This is a genomic window from Nitrospirota bacterium (assembly GCA_016214855.1).
GTDB lineage: Bacteria > Nitrospirota > Thermodesulfovibrionia > Thermodesulfovibrionales > UBA6898 > UBA6898.
The window spans coordinates 85,255-105,313 of the sequence record JACRMT010000023.1 but is presented as its reverse complement, the minus strand read 5'-3'; the positions used below and the strand labels follow the sequence as shown (position 1 = coordinate 105,313).

At 47.4% G+C, this 20,059-nt stretch carries 20 protein-coding genes; 17 read left to right on the top strand and 3 right to left on the bottom strand.

What is annotated here, in order from left to right:
* Positions 1-192 precede the first annotated feature (192 nt).
* Positions 193-387, bottom strand: a complete 195-nt coding sequence (locus tag HZB62_16525; protein MBI5076752.1) for a hypothetical protein — start codon at positions 385-387, stop codon at positions 193-195.
* Between the two features lie 294 nt (positions 388-681).
* On the opposite strand from HZB62_16525, the gene HZB62_16520 reads away from it, so the two are divergent.
* The 3 genes from HZB62_16520 (at position 682) to HZB62_16510 (ending at position 3,223) form a co-directional block, all read left to right on the top strand.
* Positions 682-1,560, top strand: a complete 879-nt coding sequence (locus HZB62_16520) for a restriction endonuclease (protein MBI5076751.1) — start codon at positions 682-684, stop codon at positions 1,558-1,560.
* A gap of 103 nt (positions 1,561-1,663) precedes the next feature.
* Entirely contained in the window at positions 1,664-2,431 is a 768-nt protein-coding gene (locus tag HZB62_16515) for a hypothetical protein (GenBank protein ID MBI5076750.1), read from the top strand.
* A 447-nt stretch (positions 2,432-2,878) separates the two neighbouring features.
* On the top strand, positions 2,879-3,223 hold the full coding sequence (locus HZB62_16510) for a hypothetical protein (GenBank protein MBI5076749.1): 345 nt from the start codon (positions 2,879-2,881) through the stop codon (positions 3,221-3,223).
* Here HZB62_16510 and HZB62_16505 read toward each other — a convergent pair.
* Positions 3,201-3,629, bottom strand: a complete 429-nt coding sequence (locus HZB62_16505) for a hypothetical protein (GenBank protein ID MBI5076748.1) — start codon at positions 3,627-3,629, stop codon at positions 3,201-3,203. The genes HZB62_16510 and HZB62_16505 overlap by 23 nt on opposite strands.
* 190 nt (positions 3,630-3,819) lie before the next feature.
* On the opposite strand from HZB62_16505, the gene HZB62_16500 reads away from it, so the two are divergent.
* The 3 genes from HZB62_16500 (at position 3,820) to HZB62_16490 (ending at position 5,748) form a co-directional block, all read left to right on the top strand.
* A complete protein-coding gene (locus HZB62_16500) occupies positions 3,820-4,107 on the top strand; it encodes a type II toxin-antitoxin system RelE/ParE family toxin (GenBank protein ID MBI5076747.1) in 288 nt (95 codons plus the stop codon).
* Between the two features lie 14 nt (positions 4,108-4,121).
* On the top strand, positions 4,122-4,430 hold the full coding sequence (locus tag HZB62_16495) for a HigA family addiction module antidote protein (protein MBI5076746.1): 309 nt from the start codon (positions 4,122-4,124) through the stop codon (positions 4,428-4,430).
* 535 nt (positions 4,431-4,965) lie between these two features.
* Positions 4,966-5,748 carry a DUF3786 domain-containing protein gene (locus tag HZB62_16490; protein MBI5076745.1) on the top strand — a complete coding sequence of 261 codons (783 nt, stop codon included), beginning with the start codon at positions 4,966-4,968 and terminating at the stop codon, positions 5,746-5,748.
* A gap of 94 nt (positions 5,749-5,842) precedes the next feature.
* Here the strand turns inward: HZB62_16490 and HZB62_16485 are convergent, their stop codons facing one another.
* Positions 5,843-6,463, bottom strand: a complete 621-nt coding sequence (locus tag HZB62_16485; protein ID MBI5076744.1) for a DNA-3-methyladenine glycosylase I — start codon at positions 6,461-6,463, stop codon at positions 5,843-5,845.
* A gap of 79 nt (positions 6,464-6,542) precedes the next feature.
* On the opposite strand from HZB62_16485, the gene HZB62_16480 reads away from it, so the two are divergent.
* The 11 genes from HZB62_16480 to HZB62_16430 all read left to right on the top strand — a co-directional run bounded on the left by HZB62_16480 (position 6,543) and on the right by HZB62_16430 (position 20,010).
* Positions 6,543-8,651 carry a HAMP domain-containing protein gene (locus HZB62_16480; GenBank protein MBI5076743.1) on the top strand — a complete coding sequence of 703 codons (2,109 nt, stop codon included), beginning with the start codon at positions 6,543-6,545 and terminating at the stop codon, positions 8,649-8,651.
* A gap of 121 nt (positions 8,652-8,772) precedes the next feature.
* Complete coding sequence (gene phnD / locus HZB62_16475; protein MBI5076742.1) at positions 8,773-10,473, top strand: phosphate/phosphite/phosphonate ABC transporter substrate-binding protein; 1,701 nt, start codon at positions 8,773-8,775, stop codon at positions 10,471-10,473.
* On the top strand, positions 10,470-11,960 hold the full coding sequence (locus HZB62_16470; GenBank protein ID MBI5076741.1) for a HAMP domain-containing protein: 1,491 nt from the start codon (positions 10,470-10,472) through the stop codon (positions 11,958-11,960). The genes phnD and HZB62_16470 overlap by 4 nt, the downstream gene beginning before the upstream one ends.
* Positions 11,961-11,975: 15 nt before the next feature.
* Entirely contained in the window at positions 11,976-13,313 is a 1,338-nt protein-coding gene (locus HZB62_16465) for a sigma-54-dependent Fis family transcriptional regulator (protein ID MBI5076740.1), read from the top strand.
* A 321-nt stretch (positions 13,314-13,634) separates the two neighbouring features.
* Positions 13,635-13,811 (top strand): twin-arginine translocase TatA/TatE family subunit, encoded by a 177-nt coding sequence (locus HZB62_16460; protein ID MBI5076739.1) that lies wholly within the window; start codon positions 13,635-13,637, stop codon positions 13,809-13,811.
* A 53-nt stretch (positions 13,812-13,864) separates the two neighbouring features.
* The gene (locus HZB62_16455) at positions 13,865-16,450 is read left to right on the top strand and encodes a molybdopterin-dependent oxidoreductase (GenBank protein ID MBI5076738.1); all 2,586 of its coding nucleotides are present in this window, start codon (positions 13,865-13,867) and stop codon (positions 16,448-16,450) included.
* An 18-nt stretch (positions 16,451-16,468) separates the two neighbouring features.
* Complete coding sequence (locus HZB62_16450) at positions 16,469-17,263, top strand: 4Fe-4S dicluster domain-containing protein (protein MBI5076737.1); 795 nt, start codon at positions 16,469-16,471, stop codon at positions 17,261-17,263.
* A gap of 126 nt (positions 17,264-17,389) precedes the next feature.
* Positions 17,390-18,061 (top strand): molecular chaperone TorD family protein, encoded by a 672-nt coding sequence (locus HZB62_16445; GenBank protein MBI5076736.1) that lies wholly within the window; start codon positions 17,390-17,392, stop codon positions 18,059-18,061.
* A gap of 227 nt (positions 18,062-18,288) precedes the next feature.
* Entirely contained in the window at positions 18,289-19,077 is a 789-nt protein-coding gene (locus tag HZB62_16440; GenBank protein MBI5076735.1) for a ferredoxin family protein, read from the top strand.
* A gap of 32 nt (positions 19,078-19,109) precedes the next feature.
* Positions 19,110-19,691: a formylmethanofuran dehydrogenase gene (locus tag HZB62_16435; GenBank protein MBI5076734.1), complete on the top strand. Its 582-nt coding sequence runs from the start codon at positions 19,110-19,112 to the stop codon at positions 19,689-19,691.
* Positions 19,666-20,010: a hypothetical protein gene (locus HZB62_16430; protein MBI5076733.1), complete on the top strand. Its 345-nt coding sequence runs from the start codon at positions 19,666-19,668 to the stop codon at positions 20,008-20,010. Before HZB62_16435 ends, HZB62_16430 begins: the two co-directional genes overlap by 26 nt.
* The last annotated feature ends 49 nt before the right edge of the window (positions 20,011-20,059 follow it).

Sequence of the window (20,059 nt, the reverse complement as noted above, 5' to 3'; positions counted from 1 at the left end):
CTCCAGTGCGACCTTTGCTTTGAATGTTGCTCCATGGTTCCTTCTCGGTCTTCTTGCCATTGTCACTGCTCCTTTCTATCCCTCTTAGTTTAGAGCAGCTTTATCACTTATACCACTGTCCAGTTTTTCCAGACCCTCTCTTCCCGCCGGATGTTTTGAAGATATCGAACGCCCTGAAAAAGAATAGAAGTGCTATACCAGCACTTTTGGAAACAACCTCCCAAAGCCCTTCTCACAGCCCTTCTCAAAGTCCTTGTCATATAAGTCATAACGTATTATCATTAAGCACTTCTTATTGGAGGGAATGTGGTGATAGGGGAAATAAGAAAGACTTTCAGAAACAAAAACAGGCCGGGTCTTTTTCCCTCTTCCGCCGTCTCCGCCCATCCTCCTTATCCTGACAGCAATAGCATATTGCTCCGGAATATCTATACATTTAATGGTAGCTGCGTATTGAGCAGAAAACTCGATAATACTGCTAACGGAATATTAGTCAGTCAGATTAATACGTTAAATCAGTTAGTTACGACAATATCATTGTTCTTGACGACAAAGCGAAGATGGGAAATTCCGTTAGCGAGTTAACTCGCTAATCGCTGGTTATTTTAATGATTGATAGAGATGAGCGTACAAAAAATGGCAGATGAGCTAAAGCATACATAAGGCAAGAAGGGAAACCCAATGGAATTACCAAAATTTCACGAAACATTCAATCCGATCCTTGACATTTTGAGCGATGGAAAGACGATACATCACAGGGAATTGCTCAAAATTGTTGTTGATAAGTATTATTCCAATCTTCCCAAAGAGTTGCTCGACGAAAGAATGAAAAATGGAGAACTCCTTATCCTTAACCGGATTGCCTGGGGCAAATCATATTTGAAAAAGGGCGGGTTCATCATATATCCGGAACGCGGAATGGTGCAGATTACTCAGAAGGGAAAAGAAGCTGCTCAAAAACCGCTGCATCTTCCAGATATTGAAAACGACTCAAATTTCCTGCAATTTTATGCAGAGGAAAAAACTAAAACAGCTGATCGGAATGAAATTAGGAACTCTTCGCCGCAGGATCTAATTGATTCGGGTTTCTCTGCTATCGAATCACAAATTAAGAATGAGCTTTTGGAAAAGCTGAAGAATATTGATCCATATTATTTTGAAAAGGTTATTCTGCTTCTTTTAGAAAAAATGGGATATGGCGAGTTTATTGAGACTTCCAAGTCTAACGATGGTGGCATTGATGGGGTCATTAACGAGGATAAATTGGGACTTGACAAGATATACATTCAAGCAAAGAGATACAATGAAAATAAAGTTAGAGAGAAAGAAATCCGTAATTTTATCGGAGCCATGAGTGGTGACACAACCAAAGGGGTTTTTGTAACAACCTCAACATTTGATGATTCCGCCATTAAGAAAGCTTACGATGCGCATCATAAAATCATCCTCATCGAAGGAAAGAAACTTGTAGAACTTATGTATCAATATGGTGTTGGGGTTCAGGTAAAAAATGTCTATGAAGTGAAGGAAGTTGACGAGGACTTCTTTGAAGCCATATAGAAAAGAAATATGCACTTGACAATGGACAAAGAGGAGTGTTCATAACCAGCGCCTCCACAGCGACGCGCCAAATGCGGCGCGCGTTGGGTATGTTTCATAAAAGATGAAATTGCGAATCCCGTGCATGCACTGCTTACAAGAACTCGGCAAGCCCACTGACGAAATGGTAGAGGTGGAGCTCCGCGATGATGGGCTATACTCCGTAACTTGCGAGCGTGGCCACGCCACTGTCACCGCCGTTCAGCAGCAGAAATATGAAATCCTGATCGACATCGCTGCCATGGCCCTACTTGATGGTTATCCTCGGGAAGCCGTGGTGACCATGGCGGCCGCTCTCGAAAGATTCTATGAGTTTTATGTCCGTGTAATTTCTATAAAGCACCGCGTCGAGACGAAGACATTCGCCACCGCCTGGAAGCAGGTGGAGAACCAATCTGAGAGGCAGTTTGGCGCGTACCTCTTTGTTTCTTTGCTGGATAAACCCAACGGGGTTCCAAAGACAATTGAGGAAGAGCAACCAATCCTATCGGGTGTCTCAAAGGGCCAAACACGCATTTGGCGGGCCTTTCGCAATGCGGTGGTACATAAGGGTTACATTCCATCTACTGACGAGTGTCTGGCCTACGGTGATATTGTGTACCGCCACATAAACGAGCTGACGCAAGAGTTAAAGAGTTCATCCGCTGAGCATGTCAAAAAGGCGACATTTGAACATCTCTCCGGAGCGCAAAGCGGCAATGCTGGCAAGCAGGTTTCCACTATGTCCATACCAACCCTTTTGTCACTGTTTCGGTCTGAACGCCCTGCTGGGTCTTTGTCGGAAGCATTGAAGGAACTGGAAAGATACCGGATTTGGCTGCACCACAAATGAAACCCAACAAGGCATTCCAGCGGATGCCGGGAAGCTTATCGGCCTAACGGTCACGCGCATTGGCGGCACCGCTGAATTTTAACGTTGAATCGGATAAAAGCCGGGAGAACCAAATCCCATAAGGAGGTTACATGCCTAAATATTCGACAGGGTTGTTGAACGAATTTGCTCCACATATAACAGAACTTACCGAATGCAATATGCCCGACTTATCCGAACAGAAACCCTTGGCGCAAACTTGGCTATCCTCGTTTATTTTAAACAGCGCATTTTCCGCTAAATATCCCGATCCATTTCATAAGTACACAATAACCTTTCTGAGAAAATCAGAATATGCTTTCAAAAATACTTCGTTGCAAAAGACGCCCTCTCAGAATTTGTGAAAACTCCAATATTAACCTCTGATAACCCTAACTCACTACTTGAAGTTTTGCGAGTCTTCATCACATGGAAATGTCTATTTCATTGATCTACCAATCCTACTGTGTATTTGAGAAAATCATTGCGAATGGGCGTTTCTGGAAACAAGGCGATGGTTCTGCCTTAGAAAAAATCAACCTTTTATACAATCATATAAAACATGCGGAAGACAGAATTAATGAATCCCTTGTCGAGCTCGGTTATCACATCTGGCTAACAAACTCAGGAGTATCTTGCGAAAAAGGGGCCATCTCATATTTAGAAATCACTCAAACCCTAATAGAGTTAGCTGAAAATGCCGCCTACTATTGCAATCCTCGAAAAGTTCTTGAAGACATACAAAAACAAATTAATGCTGATCAACATCCATAACAACTACTGGCTCTTGATACTCATCATTGCAGTCCAAGAGAACATACATTGCCTGGACAGGCACATATATACTCTCCCATGTGCCTACGACAAGCATATTATCATCTAATTGTTCAAGGCAGTCTCGAATTTGCTTTACGGTATATCCTGTATGGATTTCACCTGCTCTGTGAAGACGCATTACTTGTTTTGAAGGTTTATCTTGCAAAAGGTTTTTCATAAAATTTGTTTCAACCAGGACGCTCGACAGCGCCGCGTAATGGCCCGGCAGGCGAGGATTGGGAATTATCATGGCGCATAAGAAGCGTTCACGCAAAAAATGGTGGGAATACGAACTATGGAAAGATGCGCCGCCTTCAGCCTCAGTGTGGTGGAAGTCTGCCGGGTTCTGGATCATCGTTTTCATTTAATGGCCGCAGGCTCGGCTATAGTGTACTCCGGTTGGGACGCTATTAATCAAGGCCATTTTGAGATAGATCGGATTTCAAGATCATCTTTAGGCGGCATAGTCGAAGCCTCTAAGGAGGGTTTTCGGGCAGGACGCCTTCCAGGTTTCTCCTTGACTTTGGGCTTTCTTGTTGCGATACTATTGTTAGATGATAGCATCATTCAGAGATGAAGAAACCGAATGCATATGGAAGGGCCGGTTCTCGAAGAAGATAAAACTGCCGGTTCAGCTTCATAATGTGGCGAGACGGAAATTGAGAATGATTGCTGCTGCAACGACTCTGGAGACGATGAGAGTCCCTCCTCATAACAGGCTTGAGGCGCTAAAGGGCGACAGGGAAGGGCAGTGGAGTATCAGGATAAATGATCAATGGCGTATCTGTTTCCTATGGAAAACCGGAAATGCCTTTGATGTTGAAGTAACCGATTATCATTGAAAAGGAGTGCTACAATGAGAACATTAAAGAATATACATCCTGGCGAAGTGCTTAAGGAAGAGTTTCTCGATCCTATGGGAATATCTGTCTATCGCATGGCTAAAGAGACAGGTCTTTCGCAGACAAGAATGGGGCAGATCATAAAGGGCGAAAGAAGCATTACTGCAGAGACCGCTGTAAAGCTGGGCAAGTTTTTCAGCGTGCCTTCGGAATTCTGGATGAACCTCCAGACACTTTATGACATTGAAGAAGCGCAGAAGCGTTATAAGAAGGAAATTGAATCCATTCACACCGTCCAGGAACTTCAGCACGCAACCTCATAGATCTGCTGCTATTTTGCCCTGTCCTCTTAGGGAGAACTCTTTGGGCCGTTGTTTCTAAATATATAGTCCGGGAATAGTAGGGGCAGATCCTAATCCTTAATTCCCAGGACTGCAACACTCAGCCTCGGTTCTGTTAGATCCTAATAAAGAAATATGCTCATATTTTCCATAATCGCGTCCAGCCCCAATTTTCTTCTTCATTCTATCCCCTCGCTCCCTGCTGGCCCATGGCTCTGCCAGTTACCGATAGACTTCGGCCCATGCTTCTGATAGCATCATCATAAGGAAACAAGGTTCCCGAAAGCATTGCGTATGAACTGCAGCACAAAAGGAGACTGACCATGGGAGACAAAGGCGGCAAGAAGGACAAAGAGAAGGGACAGAAACAGAAGTCGGTCAAGCAGGCACAGGACCTGAAGAATAAGCAGGGCAAAGAGCCAAAAAGCGCAAAGAAATAGAATTAACGAGGACAGATCCCGAGGCGGCTAAACACAGACGTATGGGATCTGTCCTTATTTTTTTCTGCTGATTTGAAATGATAGCCATATACAAAAAACTTCCGTGTACGAACTGCGGCAAATGCGGAGAAGCAACCTGCATGGCCTTTGCGATGAAGGTGAAGAAAGAGCTGGCAAGCCTGGGAGATTGTCCTTTTACCGAAGCCGTCATGCCCGAAGAAGCGCAGCCCCAGCCGGCTGCAACAGGATTCAGTAATTATGAACAGGTGAGCGATGAGCTCGAAAAAAAGGCGCTGAAGGTTGACTTCAGGGCTGCGGCAGGATCTCTGGGGGCAGAATATCAGTATTGTGGCGGCAGAGAAACGTTAAGTCTGAAGATGCTCACCCGGGATTACGAGGTCCGTAAGGACGGGCTTTTCATGGACAATAAGTACTGCCGCGATGCATGGACAAAGATCATTGTTTATGACTATATCCGCAGGCAGGGCAGAACACCGCTTACCGGAGAATGGATCAGCCTCGGCAATTTCCCCCATACTGCCTCGCACGTCAAGGCCTTTCAGGCCAGCGCGAAGAAGAAAGTGGCGGAGACCTTCGGAAACGATTTTAACGGTTTAAAGCAACGCTCTGCTGAAATGGGAGGGAGAGAGATCGAGGGCAGGATAAAGGCCGATTTTACCGGCTGTTTTGATCTTCTTCCCCGCGTTCCGCTCTATCTTTTGTTCTGGCAGGCTGATGAAGAATTTGATCCTGACTGCAAGATCCTGTTCGACAGCGGTGCAGAAGACCATATAGATATCGAATACCTTGCCTATCTTCTGGAGCTGTTCGTGAAGGAGTTGACAGGCGATGAACGTTAGAGACTGGCAATGAATGGGCAAACTTTTTACGAGTCTGATCACGCGCTCTCCCCAGTTTCTCCCGCACCATAATGCAGGAATCGGCCCTCCCGCATTATGGTGTGGCGGATCCGATTATCTCTTTTCTTCTAAAGCAGTCGATCGAATGGTCATTTACCATACCCGTGGCCTGCATATGTGCATAGCAGATCGTTGACCCCACAAATTTGAATCCTCTCTTCTTCAGGTCACGGCTCAATGCATCCGACTCATCACTTGTTGCTGCATAATCGGCCAGCTTTTTTATGGTGTTTATCTTCGGCGTATGGTCCACAAAGCCCCATATATAATTCGAAAAGCTGCCGAGTTCCTTCCGGACCTCAAGAAATCTGCGGGCATTGTTTATTGAGGACTCGATCTTCAGACGGTTTCTGATTATGCCAGGGTCCTGGATCAGCCGCTCAACATCTGCTGCCTTGAACCGTGCCACCTTTTCAGGATCAAACCCTTTATAGGCCTTCCGGTAATTATCCCGCTTGCGCAAGACCGTGTACCAGCTCAGACCAGCCTGGGCTGCCTCCAGGGTCAGGAATTCAAAGATGGTCCTGTCATCATATGTTGGAACACCCCATTCCTTATCGTGATACTCGACATAATCCGGTTTGGACAGATCGACCCAGGGACAGCGGCAACGTTCGATGAGAGGCGTTTTATCATATATGTTCTCAGCAGGCATACTGTAATATATCAAAAAGATGTCCTCAAGTTGTTATGTCGTCTGATATAATGCAATTCTGAATTGATTTAGACGAGCCATGACCAATATAAAAGATGTAAAAAAAGGCCTCAAATTCAGGATCCTTGCTGTCGTCGTATCCATACTGACGATCGGCATCATTATCGCTTCGATCATGTCAATTTCGATCCAAAAGGCCACTCTCTACAGCATTACCGAGATCAATACCCGCAGAACGGCAAATATCATTCTTCGCAATCTCGAGACAGCCATGATCGAAGGACGCAGCGACATCATACTGAAGGTCATTGAGGGGGCCGCCGGAACGGAAGGCATGGAGTCCATAGATATTGTTGATTCCGACGGTCGTCCGGCTTTTCATAATAAAAATGCGGCGGGAGCCGAAGATGCAGCAATGAAAGAACTGAAGTCTGGAAAAGAGCGTCTCATCCTTAGAGAGCCGCAGCGGTTTGTTTACTATCTGGCGCTTCGAAACGCTCAAACGTGCCATGCCTGTCATGATAAGAACAAACCGGTGTTAGGTGCGGTACGCATTGTTGTCAACATAGGGAGCGAGTATAAAAAAGCGATGTCCCTGATAACACTCGTTATCCTGATCACGGTCAGCGCCGCTATCTTCTTCAGCGTTATTCTCTGGTTCATGCTCAGGAAGATGGTCATCCGGCCCGTACAGTCAATTGAAGCTGCCGCGGTCAAGATTGCAGAAGGAGATCTCACGTTTAAGATCGACTCTGCAGCGGACGACGAAATTGGCAGAGCCGGCCGGCTTCTTGGAGAATCATTTCAGAGTTTCGAACGGATACTCCTGAGGATCAAAGGACTTTCCCAGCAGATACTGACGGTAGTCAGAGAAGTTGATAACCAGATTCAGGAAGTGCTGCGGGGTGCGAATAAAGAGGCAGAGGCGACCGAGAGCATATCGTCAGCGATCAGGGATATGAATGCAACAACCGCTCTTATTGCAGCAAAAACCCATGACCTGGCCAGTTCTGCCGAGCGCTCGTCCGGTTCCATTGAACATATGGTCCAGAACATAAGCGAGATCAACGCAAGTATGCAGCAACTGGGCGGCGTTGTCGATACAACAACAATTGAGATCGAGCACATTTCCGAATCCGTGATGGAGTTGTCGAACCGGTCAACAGACCTTTATGGTTCATCGGAGGAGACAGCCGCTGCAATTTCTGAAATAGCGCAGCTTTCAAAGGACATCGAGATAGAATCACGGGAATCAGCCATTATTTCAGCGCAGGTAACAACAGAGGCGGGTGCTCTCGGTATGTCCTCGATAGCCAAGACCCTGCATGGCATGAAGGAAATAGACTCCTCGGTCAAGCTTACCGGGCAGCGTATCGAGGCTCTCCTGACGAGATCACGCGAGATCGAGAAAGTGCTTCACGTCATTCAGAATGTTAACAGCGAGATAAACCTGCTGTCCCTGAATGCTGCTATCCTGTCATCCCAGGCAGGCGTTCATGGTAAAGGCTTCTCTGTTGTTGCCTTTGAAATGAAAGAACTGTCGGACCGTACAGAAATGTCGACAAAGGAGATCGCAGCACTGATCCATGACATACAGGAAGATGTGCGAAATGCCAATCAATCCATGAAAAAAGGCATCAGTGCGGTCGATGAAGGCATGAAGCTCGCGCATGATACTGAAAAGGCGTTTAGCACGGTCTTAAGCAGTTCTACGCGGTCATCCGAAATGACGCTGTCCATAAAAAAGTCTGCCGAGAACCAGACGATGGCAGCGGAGAGAGTTCTCGAAACGACACGGAGGGTTCAGGAGATGGTCGGTATTATTGTGCAGGCCATTTTAGAGCAGACCGAAGGGGTATTCCGATTAAAGGACGCGTCCCAGCACCTGAAAACCCTTTCAGGGGAGGTCAGTCGTGCAGCAAACGAACAGGCCTCAAGCAGTCGTGAGATCACCGGAACCACCAGACTTGTTTCTGAAAGCAGCCAGGAGATCTCTGAATCACTTATTGAACATAACAAGGGAACTGAAAAAATTTATCAGAGCATTGAGTTGGTCAAGGACATCCCCGTTGAAAGCCGGGAACTTGCACTGCAGGTCATATCTACGATCAATAACCTCAACAAGGATGCAGAGCTTCTTCTGGAGGAGATCAAGAGATTTCATTTTTCATCTGACAAAGAGAAATAACATCCCGGCCTCGGGTTGCATCCCCTGCATTCTCTCATCGCTCCGCCGGCGACTTTTGTATTACATGCGAGCCGGTTATCTTGCTGTAGATAGGAAGCCAGCATATAATAGGACCTAAGGTATGTTAAAGAAATATCTGTTTATAAGTCTGCTCCTATCCTCTGCCCTGCTCATCTGTTTTCCGCAGACCGTGTCTTCTCAAAAGAACGATGTGATCAAGATCGGCGTTGCCTCGATGATAACGCCGGTCGATGCGGTTAAATACTATCAGGACGTCATCGATTATATCGGTGAGCAGATCGGTCAACCGGTCCAGATGGTCCACAGACGGACGTATGATGAAATGGACTCTCTGCTCGAAAAGGGCGAGATCAAGATAGCCTTCATCTGCTCGGCCCCGTATGTAAAGAACCGTGAACAGTTCGGGATCGAGCTTCTTGTCGCGCCGAGTGTGAGCGGCAAACCCTTGTATCACTCCTATATCATTGTGCATAATGACAGCTCCATGAAGACCTTCCCGGAACTTAAAGGAAAGGTCTTTGCCTTTACAGACCCCAAGTCCAATACCGGCAAGCTCTATCCGACATACCTGTTAAAGACGATGGGATTTACGCCTGAAAAGTTTTTTAATAGATTTCTCTACAGCTACAGCCACAATAAATCGGTTGAGATGGTCGCAAAGAAGATCGTGGATAGTGCTGCGGTCGAAAGCATTGTATATGATCACATGCTCAAGACCGGTTCTCCCTACGCCAAACAGACAAAGGTCATTAAGCGGTCTCCGCCCTATGGGATACCTCCTGTGGTTGTGACAAAGGATATTGATATTTCAATCAGGAAAAAAGTAAAAAACGCCTTCCTCTCCATGCAGAATACACCAAAGGGCAAAGCGATCCTCGCTGCCATGATGATAGATGGCTTTGTCGAGGTTCCTGACAGGAACTACGACACCATCAGGGAGATGGAGCGTGCTGTTACACTTAGCTCAAAGGCCACAGGGAAGATAAAGGAAAAAAAGACCGTTTATTTTGGCGTCATCCCGAGGGACAATCCGAGGATCATGTATGAGAAGTATCAACCTCTTCTCGATTATCTTGCATCGAGAACGCCTTATACCTATGAACTCGTTCTGAAGAAGAATTATGAGGAGACCGTGACAGCCCTTGGAAACGGAGATATGGATATTGCGCTGCTCGGCCCGCTCACCTATCTTGAGGCACATTCAAAATACGGAGCGATCAGTATCTTAAAGCCGAAGGGGGGGGACGGCACTTCAAGTTACAGAAGCGTTATCATTAAAAAGAAGGACTCTCCTGTAAAAAATCTCTCCGAACTCAAGGGGAAAAGCGTTGCCTTTGCCTCTACCAAATCCACCTCAGGCAATCTCATGCCCCGCTACCTGCTCGCAAGTTCGGGAATTCATCTGAGCGATCTGAGCAGTTACGCAAATTTCGATTACCACGATTCTGTTGTAAAGGCCATACTGAAAGGGCAATATACTGCGGGCGCTGTTCGGGATTCGACGGCAAGGAAGTATATGAAACTCGGGATCGAAACCATTGCCGAATCGGAAATGATCCCCACAGGGCCGCTGGTCGCAGGCCCAGGCACTCCCTATGCAGTCATAGAAAACATCAGGAAGGCGCTTCTTGAACTAACCCCTCAGGACAGCAGCGGCCAAAACGTATTGAGACGCCTGGATGAAGACTATAAGAACGGTTTTGTTGAGGCATCCGATAAAGATTATAGTGATATACGATCGAAGATCAATGCTGTCCCTCAAACGTGCGGCAGGGGCTGCCATCCGAAGATAAGATTATGAACAGGTTAATCAGGTTACTTTCCAGGTTGGGCCTTCAGTATAAGTTTATTCTGATCACCACCTGTGCGATCATTGTTGTCATGAGCGTTGTTGGCTTTGTGGCGGTCGAAAGAGAAAAGAAGATTCTCTATGCAGAGGTGGAAAAGCAGGGTCGACTGCTCGGCGAGACACTTGCCATTCCAATCATTAATGACCTCATTTACGAAAGACTCGGTCTTGTGGAGGAAGGCGGACTTCTCGATAACTATATCCTTGAGATCTTCAACCGGAAGGATACCGATCTGCTCTATATCGCGATTCTGGATGAGGAAGGCAAGGTAATTTCTCATAATGACATCACAGAATACGGCAAAGTTTACGCTGATGCACTGACGCAGAAAGCACTCAGGGGTGACAGCACGGTCATCCAGCATTTCCCTGGTAAAGAGCACAATGCTCTTGATTTCGGTGTTCCTCTTTCTATCGGCAAGAAGCGGTGGGGCACGCTGAAGTTCGGCATATCACTCGAAAAGGTCGAGCATGAGATCCTTGCCACAGTCAAGAAGATCATTGCTCTGACCATTGCCCTTGTTGTTGCGGGATTTGCAATAATTCTGCTTTTAAGCAGAAGGTTCATAAGCCCCATAATCCAGCTTGCAAATACCATGGAGCAGGCGCGGAGCGACTATCTCGATCTCAGAGTTGACGTAAAGGGTCATGACGAATTGGCTGTCCTTGGCGAGAGGTTCAACAGCATGATCGAGAGGATCAGGCAGGCGAATGAGGAACTGAAAAAGACCCATGAAAAACTTGTCCAGTCCGAAAAGCTCGCCTCTGTCGGAATACTTGCTGCCGGCGTTGCCCATGAGATCAATAACCCCCTTGGCGGTATATTCAACTGTCTCCAGATGCTCAGGCAGAACGGCGGGAACCCTGAACTGAGAGAGAAATACCTGGATCTCGTCAATGAAGGGCTGGACAAGATGGAAAATACCGTCAGCAAGCTCTTATGGATGTCCCGGAAGGCCGAGCATGCGCCCGTTGAAATGAACATCAGGGACTCTGTGGACAGTGTTTATTCTTTTCTTGAGTACAAACTGAAAAAAGGCAAGATCGCATTCAGCAATGATGTGCCTGATGACCTTCGTTTCGTCTTTGACGTGCACGATTTTCAGCAGATGCTTTTGAACCTCTTTATTAATGCGATTCATGCGATGAAAGATGGCGGAACTCTTACGGTCACAGGCAACAAGAATGCTTCAGGGATGTTCATCGAGGTTTCGGACACAGGCTGTGGAATCGAGCCTGAGAATGTCAGCAGGATATTCGATCCCTTCTTCTCCACCAAGCCTGTTGGCGAGGGGACCGGTCTGGGGCTCTGGTTGACCTATGAGATTATCAGGAATTACCATGGTGAAATTTCGGTGGAAAGCGATGTAGGGAAAGGCAGTAAATTCATTCTGCGTTTTCCGGTCCCAATTCCCTCGCCCCTTCGGGGAGAGGGTTAGGGTGAGGGGTGTGACATGAAAAAAACAGTTCTGCTTATAGAAGATGAAAAGATCATGCGTGTTACGCTTGAGGATGCGCTCAAGGCCGCTGGATTTGAGGTCATGGCCTTTGAAACAGGCGGTGCAGCCATGCAATCATTCGGGGACAATTCCTTTGATGCCGCAGTAACGGATGTAATGCTCCCTGATATGAACGGCTTCGATATTGTAAGGGAGATTACAAGTAGAAGCGACACTCCCGTAATTGTGATGACAGCCTATGGTACGATCAAGGACGCCGTTGAGGCGATGAAGCTGGGCGCGTTTGACTATATCACCAAGCCCTTCAGCCTCGATGAATTTCTTCTGCTTGTCCAAAGAGCTCTCGAAATAAAACAGCTGAAGGAAGAGAATGTCAGGCTCAGGAAGGACCTCGGCAAGTGTTATTGCGGCCCCAATATTATCGGAGAAAGCGCAGAGATGAGGAAAGTATTTTCCCTTGTCGAAAGGGTCTCTGCGTCGGATGCAACTGTCCTGATTTTTGGCGAGAGCGGAACGGGTAAAGAGCTTGTTGCTACGACGATCCATTACCAGAGCGGGCGAAAAGACAAGCCGCTGATAAAGGTCAACTGCGCCGCGCTGCCTGAAGGTCTTATTGAGAGTGAGCTGTTCGGCCATGAAAAGGGAGCGTTCACCGGCGCGGCGAAGAAAAAACCCGGAAGGTTTGAGCTTGCTGATGGAGGGACTATCTTCCTTGACGAGATCGGGGATCTCCCTCTTCCCACGCAGTCGAAGATATTGAGGGTCATACAGGAGAGGCAATTTGAACGGATCGGTGGAACGACAACGCTGAACGTCAATGTCAGGATCATTGCAGCGACAAACAGCAATCTCGAAGCTCAGGTCAAAGCCGGACGGTTTAGGGAAGACCTTTTCTATCGCTTCAATGTGATCCCCATTACCCTCCCCCCACTCAGAAACCGCAAGGAGGATATCCCGGAGTTGATCGAATTTTTTATGGACAAGTTCAGGAAAAAACTCTCCAAAAATATCCGGTTTTCGAAGGATGCCGTTGATCTGCTTATCGCCTTTGACTATCCCGGCAATGTCAGGGAACTTGAAAATATCATTGAGCGGTGCGTTACCCTTTCCACGTCTGAGGTTATCAGCAAGGAGGAACTCCCCTCTTTCATGCTGCCGGAGAATCCGAGTGCAAAGAGCCTCCTTCTGTCCGACATTGCAGCCGGTGCCGAAATAAACCACATCAGGAGGGTTCTGCATACAACGCAGGGCAATAAGACAAAGGCTGCTGAACTTTTAGGCATCAGTAGAAAGACCCTTTGGGAGAAGATGACGTCCTATCGTATTGAATAGGTCTGCCTTCGATAGTGTTACGTTATCGTAACACATTTTTCCCGCAGCGTTTCCTTTTCGAAACACCACAATAAAATAATCATTTTAAATCAATATGTTGAAGCTGGCAGGAAAACTGCATATATAATATTGATTAAATGCGCAAGGCTTCAGTGGACAGGGGAACATAACGCCCCCTTCCCCCTCTTGCCTCAAGAGGGGGTTAATTCCTCCCCTGAAGATAAGGGAAGGCGAGGAGGGGTTATGATTCTTCCCCGCTTCGCTGAATGGTTACTCGAATGCAGTTTTTACGTCTATTAATATTGCGCGTGAGGTGAAATAATGTTTGGATTGGGATTGCCGGAACTTGGAATAGTGCTTACGATTGTAATTGTACTATTTGGATCTTCAAAGCTTCCCCAACTCGGCAAGAGTATCGGCGGAGTGATCACCAATTTCAGGTCATCTATCGCAGGAAAAGAGGATGTCGAGTCAAACGTCAATAAGGAACTGAAGTAAAAGTATCTATGTAAAATGGCATGTTTTGAAATTAACCCAAGGAGGCAAGAGAAATGAAGATTAAGAGAAGAGATTTTCTGAGGGCGAGCGTAGCCGCCGGAGCAGCAGTTGCATTAGCCGGCCCTTCGCTCAATGCTTTTGCTGCGGCGCCCAAGCCGTTCGCAGGCGAAAAAGTCAGCGGTAGCACAGACGCAGGGAAATGGGTACCATCAACCTGTCAGGGTTGCACAGCCTGGTGCCCGGTGGAGTTTTTTGTGCAGGAGGAACGGGTCGTCAAGGTGCGCGGCAATCAGTTCAGCAAGGCCAACAGCGGATACGTCTGCCCTCGTGGCCATTTGATGATCCAGCAGACCTACGATCCTGACCGCATCAAGGTTCCGATGAAGCGTACCAACCCGGAAAAAGGCAAAGGGATTGACCCCAAATTTGTACCGATTACCTGGGACGAGGCCCTGAATCTGGTAGCCGACAAGATGTTGGAACTGCGCAGGGCCGGTAATCCGGAAAAACTTACCTATATACGTGGTCGTTATTCTCCTACATCCACAGATCTGCTTTACGGAACACTGCCCAAAATCTATGGTACCGGCAACTATTTCTCGCATAGCGCCATCTGCGCCGAAGCAGAAAAGATGGGTCCTGGTTATACTCAGGGTTTTTTCGGATATCGTGACTATGATTTAGCCAAGACCAGGTGTCTGGTGGCCTGGGGTTGCGACCCGCTCTCTTCAAACCGCCAGGTGCCAAACGCCATCAATAGGCTTGGCGATATATTCGACCGTGGCACAGTTATCACTGTTGACCCTCGTCTCTCCTCAATCGCCGCCAAGTCCAACGAATGGCTGCCGCTCAAGCCGGGAGAAGATGGCGCATTAGCCGGCGCTCTGGCCCATGTACTTTTGACTGAAGGGTTATGGAGCAAAGAGTTTGTCGGAGACTTCAAGGATGGCAAGAACCTGTTCAAGGCAGGCGCAACTCTTGACGAAGCTGCCTTTATGGAGAAACAGACCAACGGATTGATCAAATGGTGGAACATTGAACTGAAGGATAAGACCCCAGCCTGGGCCGCCAAGATTACCCTTATACCGGCGAAGCAGATCATACGCGTGGCCCGCGCCATGGGCAAGGCAGGCTCTGCCTGTGCCGTATACATGGGGCCTGGTGTTGCCATGACCCCCCGCGGAACCTATGCAGCCATGTCTGTTTATGCGTTAAACGGTATCCTTGGCTCCATCGAGACAGAAGGTGGGGTATTCCAGTCATCCGGTTCGCCTACCAATAAATTTCCTGAGATCAAAGACGAATTTGTCGATGAAGTGGCAAAGAAGGGCAGCAAGAGTAAAAAATTGGACGGTCGCGGCGCCAAGGATATGCCTGCCATTATGGGCGGCTATACCAAAAAAACGGAAAAGGACGGTAAGGTTACGGAAAGCGTCAGTGCAAACGTAGTCACAAACGCCATAGCCGACGGTATGCTGAAGGATCCGGCAGCCTGCCAGATCATGATCAGTTCCTGGACCAACTTCACCTTCTCCTGTACAGGAGCTCAACGCTGGGAAAAGGCTCTGGCCAAAGTTCCTTTCTTTGTGCATATGGTAACCAATGCGTCGGAGATGACCCAGTTTGCCGACATAGTCCTGCCTTCTACCTTTGCCCCGACAGAGAAACTTTCTATTGTCACCAACATGGCCAACCTGCATGGCCATGTTTCCATTCAGCAGCCGGTTGCCAAGACTCTCTGGCAGGTAAAGGCAGAAGAGACCGAAGTCATGTGGCTGTTGGCCGAGAAGTTGAAGGCCAAGGGTTTTGCCAATCTGTATGACTACTATGCCTCGTTTGAAGATCCTGAGACCAAAAAGAAACCGACTACTTCCGCTGAGTTTGCCGAGATCGCCGCAAAAATCACCAGCTCGAAGGTGTGGGACGGCAAGGAGAAGATGAAGGGCGATCAGATTACGGGTTGGGCCGATTTCAAGAAAAAGGGTATTTACAACTCCGAGACCTATGCGTACAAGAAGAACTGGGGCAAGTTCAAGACCGATACCAAAAAGTTCGAGTTCTACAGCGTGACCTTGAAGAAGACCCTTGGTCTTTTCGCCGAAAAGCACAAGACCACCATCGACGACGTGTTGAAGTCCAGTGGTTATGAAGCCCAGGGCGAATTGGTCTTTGTGCCGCATTACGAATCTCCAAAGCGTCACGGCAGCGAGAAGGATTATCCCTTCACCTTCATCGACTACAAATCGAGACTCAACCGGGAGGGCAGGAGCCAGAACACGACCTGGTATCAGGAGTTCAAGAAGGTTGATGTAGGGGACGTAAGCTGGGAAGACGTGGCCAAGATTAACCCGGTTGACGCAAAGAAGCTGGGGATCAAGGATGGCGACAAGATCAGGCTGACATCCACCAACGGATCCATCACCTGTTCAGCCCGTCTCTGGGAAGGTGTGCGTCCCGGAACCGTGGCAAAGTGCTATGGTCAGGGTCACTGGGCCTATGGTCGCGTTGCCGCCAGGGAATACGGCAAGACAGCGCGCGGCGGAAACAATAATGAGCTTATGCCGTCTGATTTTGATCGGCTTAGCGGCGCTACGGCAAGAAACGGCGGCTTCACCGGCGTAAAGATCGAAAAGATATAAGAAAGGAGGATATGATAAATGCCTAAATACGGAATGGTCATAGATCTGCAGAAATGTGTGGGCTGCGGCGCATGCGCGTTAGCCTGCAAGACAGAAAATAATACCCAGGACAGGACTAAGGGGCAGGCCTTCAACTGGGCTGACTTCATCATGAAGGAAGAAGGCAAATTCCCTGATATGAAATTTACCGCAAGACCGGTGCTCTGCAATCACTGTACGGATGCGCCGTGTGTAAAGGCCTGTCCTGTAACGCCGAAGGCAATGCATAAGCACGAAAACGGCATGACGATCCACAATCAGGAAAGGTGCATCGGTTGCCGCCGGTGTCAAAAGGCATGTCCCTACAGTTCTGAGGATTTGGACAAGAGCAGGGCAGCTTACAGCGTAATCAGCTTTAATGACTTTGAGGATGCAGTTCATCCCTTTTACCATGATAAGAAGGAACTTATCCCGGGATGTACTTCCTCAGGCGCTGACGTGTCAAAGAATGCCGGGGCCACCCCTCCGCATCGCTCCATGTACAAGCATTCGGACTATGCAAATGTGAGAGAAAAGGGCAAGGTCGAGAAATGCATGTTCTGCGAACACAGGGTGGTCAACGGCGAATTGCCTTATTGTGTCGCTTCATGTCCTGCTAAGGCAAGGATCTTTGGAGATATATCAGATCCTGCGAGTGAAGTTAGCCAGCTCATCAAGAAACACAAAGCGGTCAGTCTTAAGAATAACAAAGGCGAGCTTTTGAAGCCGGGTGAAAAGGGTACGCAGCCCAATGTTTATTACATAAGGAGCTTTAAGGCTGCAGCCAATAAATAGCATTCAAAGGAAAAGGCAGCTAATGCTTAATGAGTAAATGAGTAATGGAGCAGTTAAACGCTCCATTACTCCGGTTTTATACTTGTGTGTATTCGTGTTTTCATACACTGAACAAAAGAGGTGACGATGGATATCAAGGAATTTGTCTGCCGTGAACAAGTGAGAGGTGACTGCTTCAGGCTCCTTTCAGCATGTTATTATCAGCCCGAGAAGGAGTTATTTCTTCAGGATGGTATCCTTGAAAATCTCGAATCATCGCTAAAAGAGATATCTCCCGACGCCTCAGTCTTTGCCGGCGGGATGAAGACAGCCTTCTCAATATCAAAAGAGGTAGATCTGAATGTGGATTATGCAAAGCTCTTTGTGGGTCCCAATGAGCTTCTCGCCCCTCCGTTTGGTTCAGTGTATCTCGACGGAGAAAGAAAAGTTATGGGCGACTCTACGATGGAAGTCATAAAAATGTATGAGGCCCACGGGCTTTCAATGGATAGAGAATTCGGGAATCTGCCTGACCATATTACGGTAGAACTTGAATTTATGTATTATCTGATATACAGGGAGATTGAGGCACTTGAAAAATCTGACATAGCAGCAGCACTCAGTCATATAAAGGCTCAGGAATTATTCCTGAGCAGATTTCTAAGGCCCTGGATTGAGCCATTCTGTAATAATCTGAGGGCAGGTGCAGACAGCGGCTATTATAGATCGCTTGCAGACTGCACTCTTTCCTTTGTGATGGTATTTTATCCGGGAGATGCATTCCCAGAAGAACTGCTGAGAGAAAATGTGCAGGTTTGAAGATGATTAAAGAAAAGATAGCAGACAGGGTCCTGAACACTGCGAAAAGTATTGAAACCAACCGCTCACGGTGCCTGAGAATGCGTTTTAATCGCAATTCGTGTTCAGCATGCAGAAGTATCTGCCGCTCAGAGGCAATAGTAATTGATGAAGATGTGCACATTGATCCGGCAAACTGCTCTGAGTGCATGCTCTGCGTTTCTGCGTGTCCATCTGATTGTTTTGAGATGACGGGACTCGATTTTTATTCCTTGATCGGCAGGCTTAAAAAAATCTCTGCGTCTGTTTCATTTCCTGTTCTGGGCTGCACCTCAAGTGCAAATACTGCCTGTCACGTTAAAACTTCCTGCCTCGGTTTTTTGTCAGAAGAACATCTCCTGTTTTTTTCTGTATTCCTTGAGGATTCTCTGCAGATCGATTTAACGGGATGCTCAGACTGCAGAAACGGGTTTATTGTGGATGTCCTTATCAATAGGATCAAGAGTATCGAGGCAAAGACTTCCCTTATGATTTCTGAGAGGATAAAACTCGTCAAGAAGAAAGAGGATCTGATATTTCAGGAGATAGGTTATGATCGGCGGGGATTTTTCACGGCAATAAAAAACATGACTTTTTTACATGCAGCCGGGTTATTTGACAGTGATGATTCCGGAGAAGATTTGCAATCATATTCATCAAAAAAACTGCCTTTAAAAAGAGACTTATTGAACAGGGCCTTAAAGGCGTTACCGAAAGAGGAGTCTCAGACCTTATTGAAGAGATATTTCTACCTTGTTACGGTCACGGCAGACTGCAATAACTGTTTCGCCTGTATTGGCATGTGTCCTACAGGGGCACTGAAAATAGAAAACAGCGAGGATCGGAGAGCCCTATATTTCAGCAGTTCTCTCTGTAATGGCTGCGGGTTATGTGAGGACTTTTGCATTCATAAAGCTTTGAGCATAGAAAAGGGATTTCTTGGTGAAAATCCTTTTGCATTGAGTAATACTAAAAAAGACCTGTTATGTTCAGTTTAAATACTTATTGTTATTTATGGGCTCTGAAATAAATGAATTTTGAAACTCTTCTTGAGGAGTCTGCGAGGATCCACGGCCATCTCTGCCCGGGGCAGGTGCTGGGCGTGAAGATGTCCATGCTCGGACTGAGGGAGATCGGGATCAATGATCCGAAGGGAAAAGATAGAAAGAGCATCATTGTCTTTGTCGAAATGGATAGGTGCGCGACCGATGCAGTGCAGTCCGTGACCGGCTGCAGTCTTGGCCACAGGACCATGAAATTCATGGACTACGGCAAGATGGCAGCCACTTTTCTGAATCTGAAGTCCGGCAGGGCTGTCCGTGTTGTTGCGAGGGAGGATGCGAGGGACAGGGCAAAGATCTGCTTCCCTGACATTGAAGACAAATATAGGGCGCAGCTTGAAGCCTACAAAATTATGACGGATCATGAACTCTTTGATAAGATGGAAGTAACTGTTAAAGTGAGGCCTGAGGACATGCCCGGCAGGCCGCTGAGTCGAGTCCGCTGCCGCGAGTGCGGCGAGTACGTCCAAGATATGAAGGAGGTGCACAGAAATGGCAATGTATTGTGCAGATCATGTGCAGGAAATGGCTATTACACGGTGGCAGACTGACGTTATTGTAAACGATACAATCGTTCCGGTGAATGAATTTACCCAAAATTACATCGGGAATGTTCTTTTGGGCATTGCTATGTCCCTTGGTCACACCTGCAGGGATGTGGCGGTCCATATAGACGGCAACGGACTTTCCATTTATACAGAGAAGGGTGAGCTGCCCTTGCTGAAGGACTTTGCGCGCCTGCTTGTGGAGAGTACATTAAAAGGCATGGTTTCGCCATTGAGAGGCGTCTTCTGGCTCCAGAGTCTCATTGTAACGACCAAAGTCGCTGCTGACAAAGTGACAGTGTCTGAGCGGCAGCCGGCAAGATGAAGTTTTTTTGTCGTGAAGCGTTATGCAGTTATTCCATAACGGATGTGTA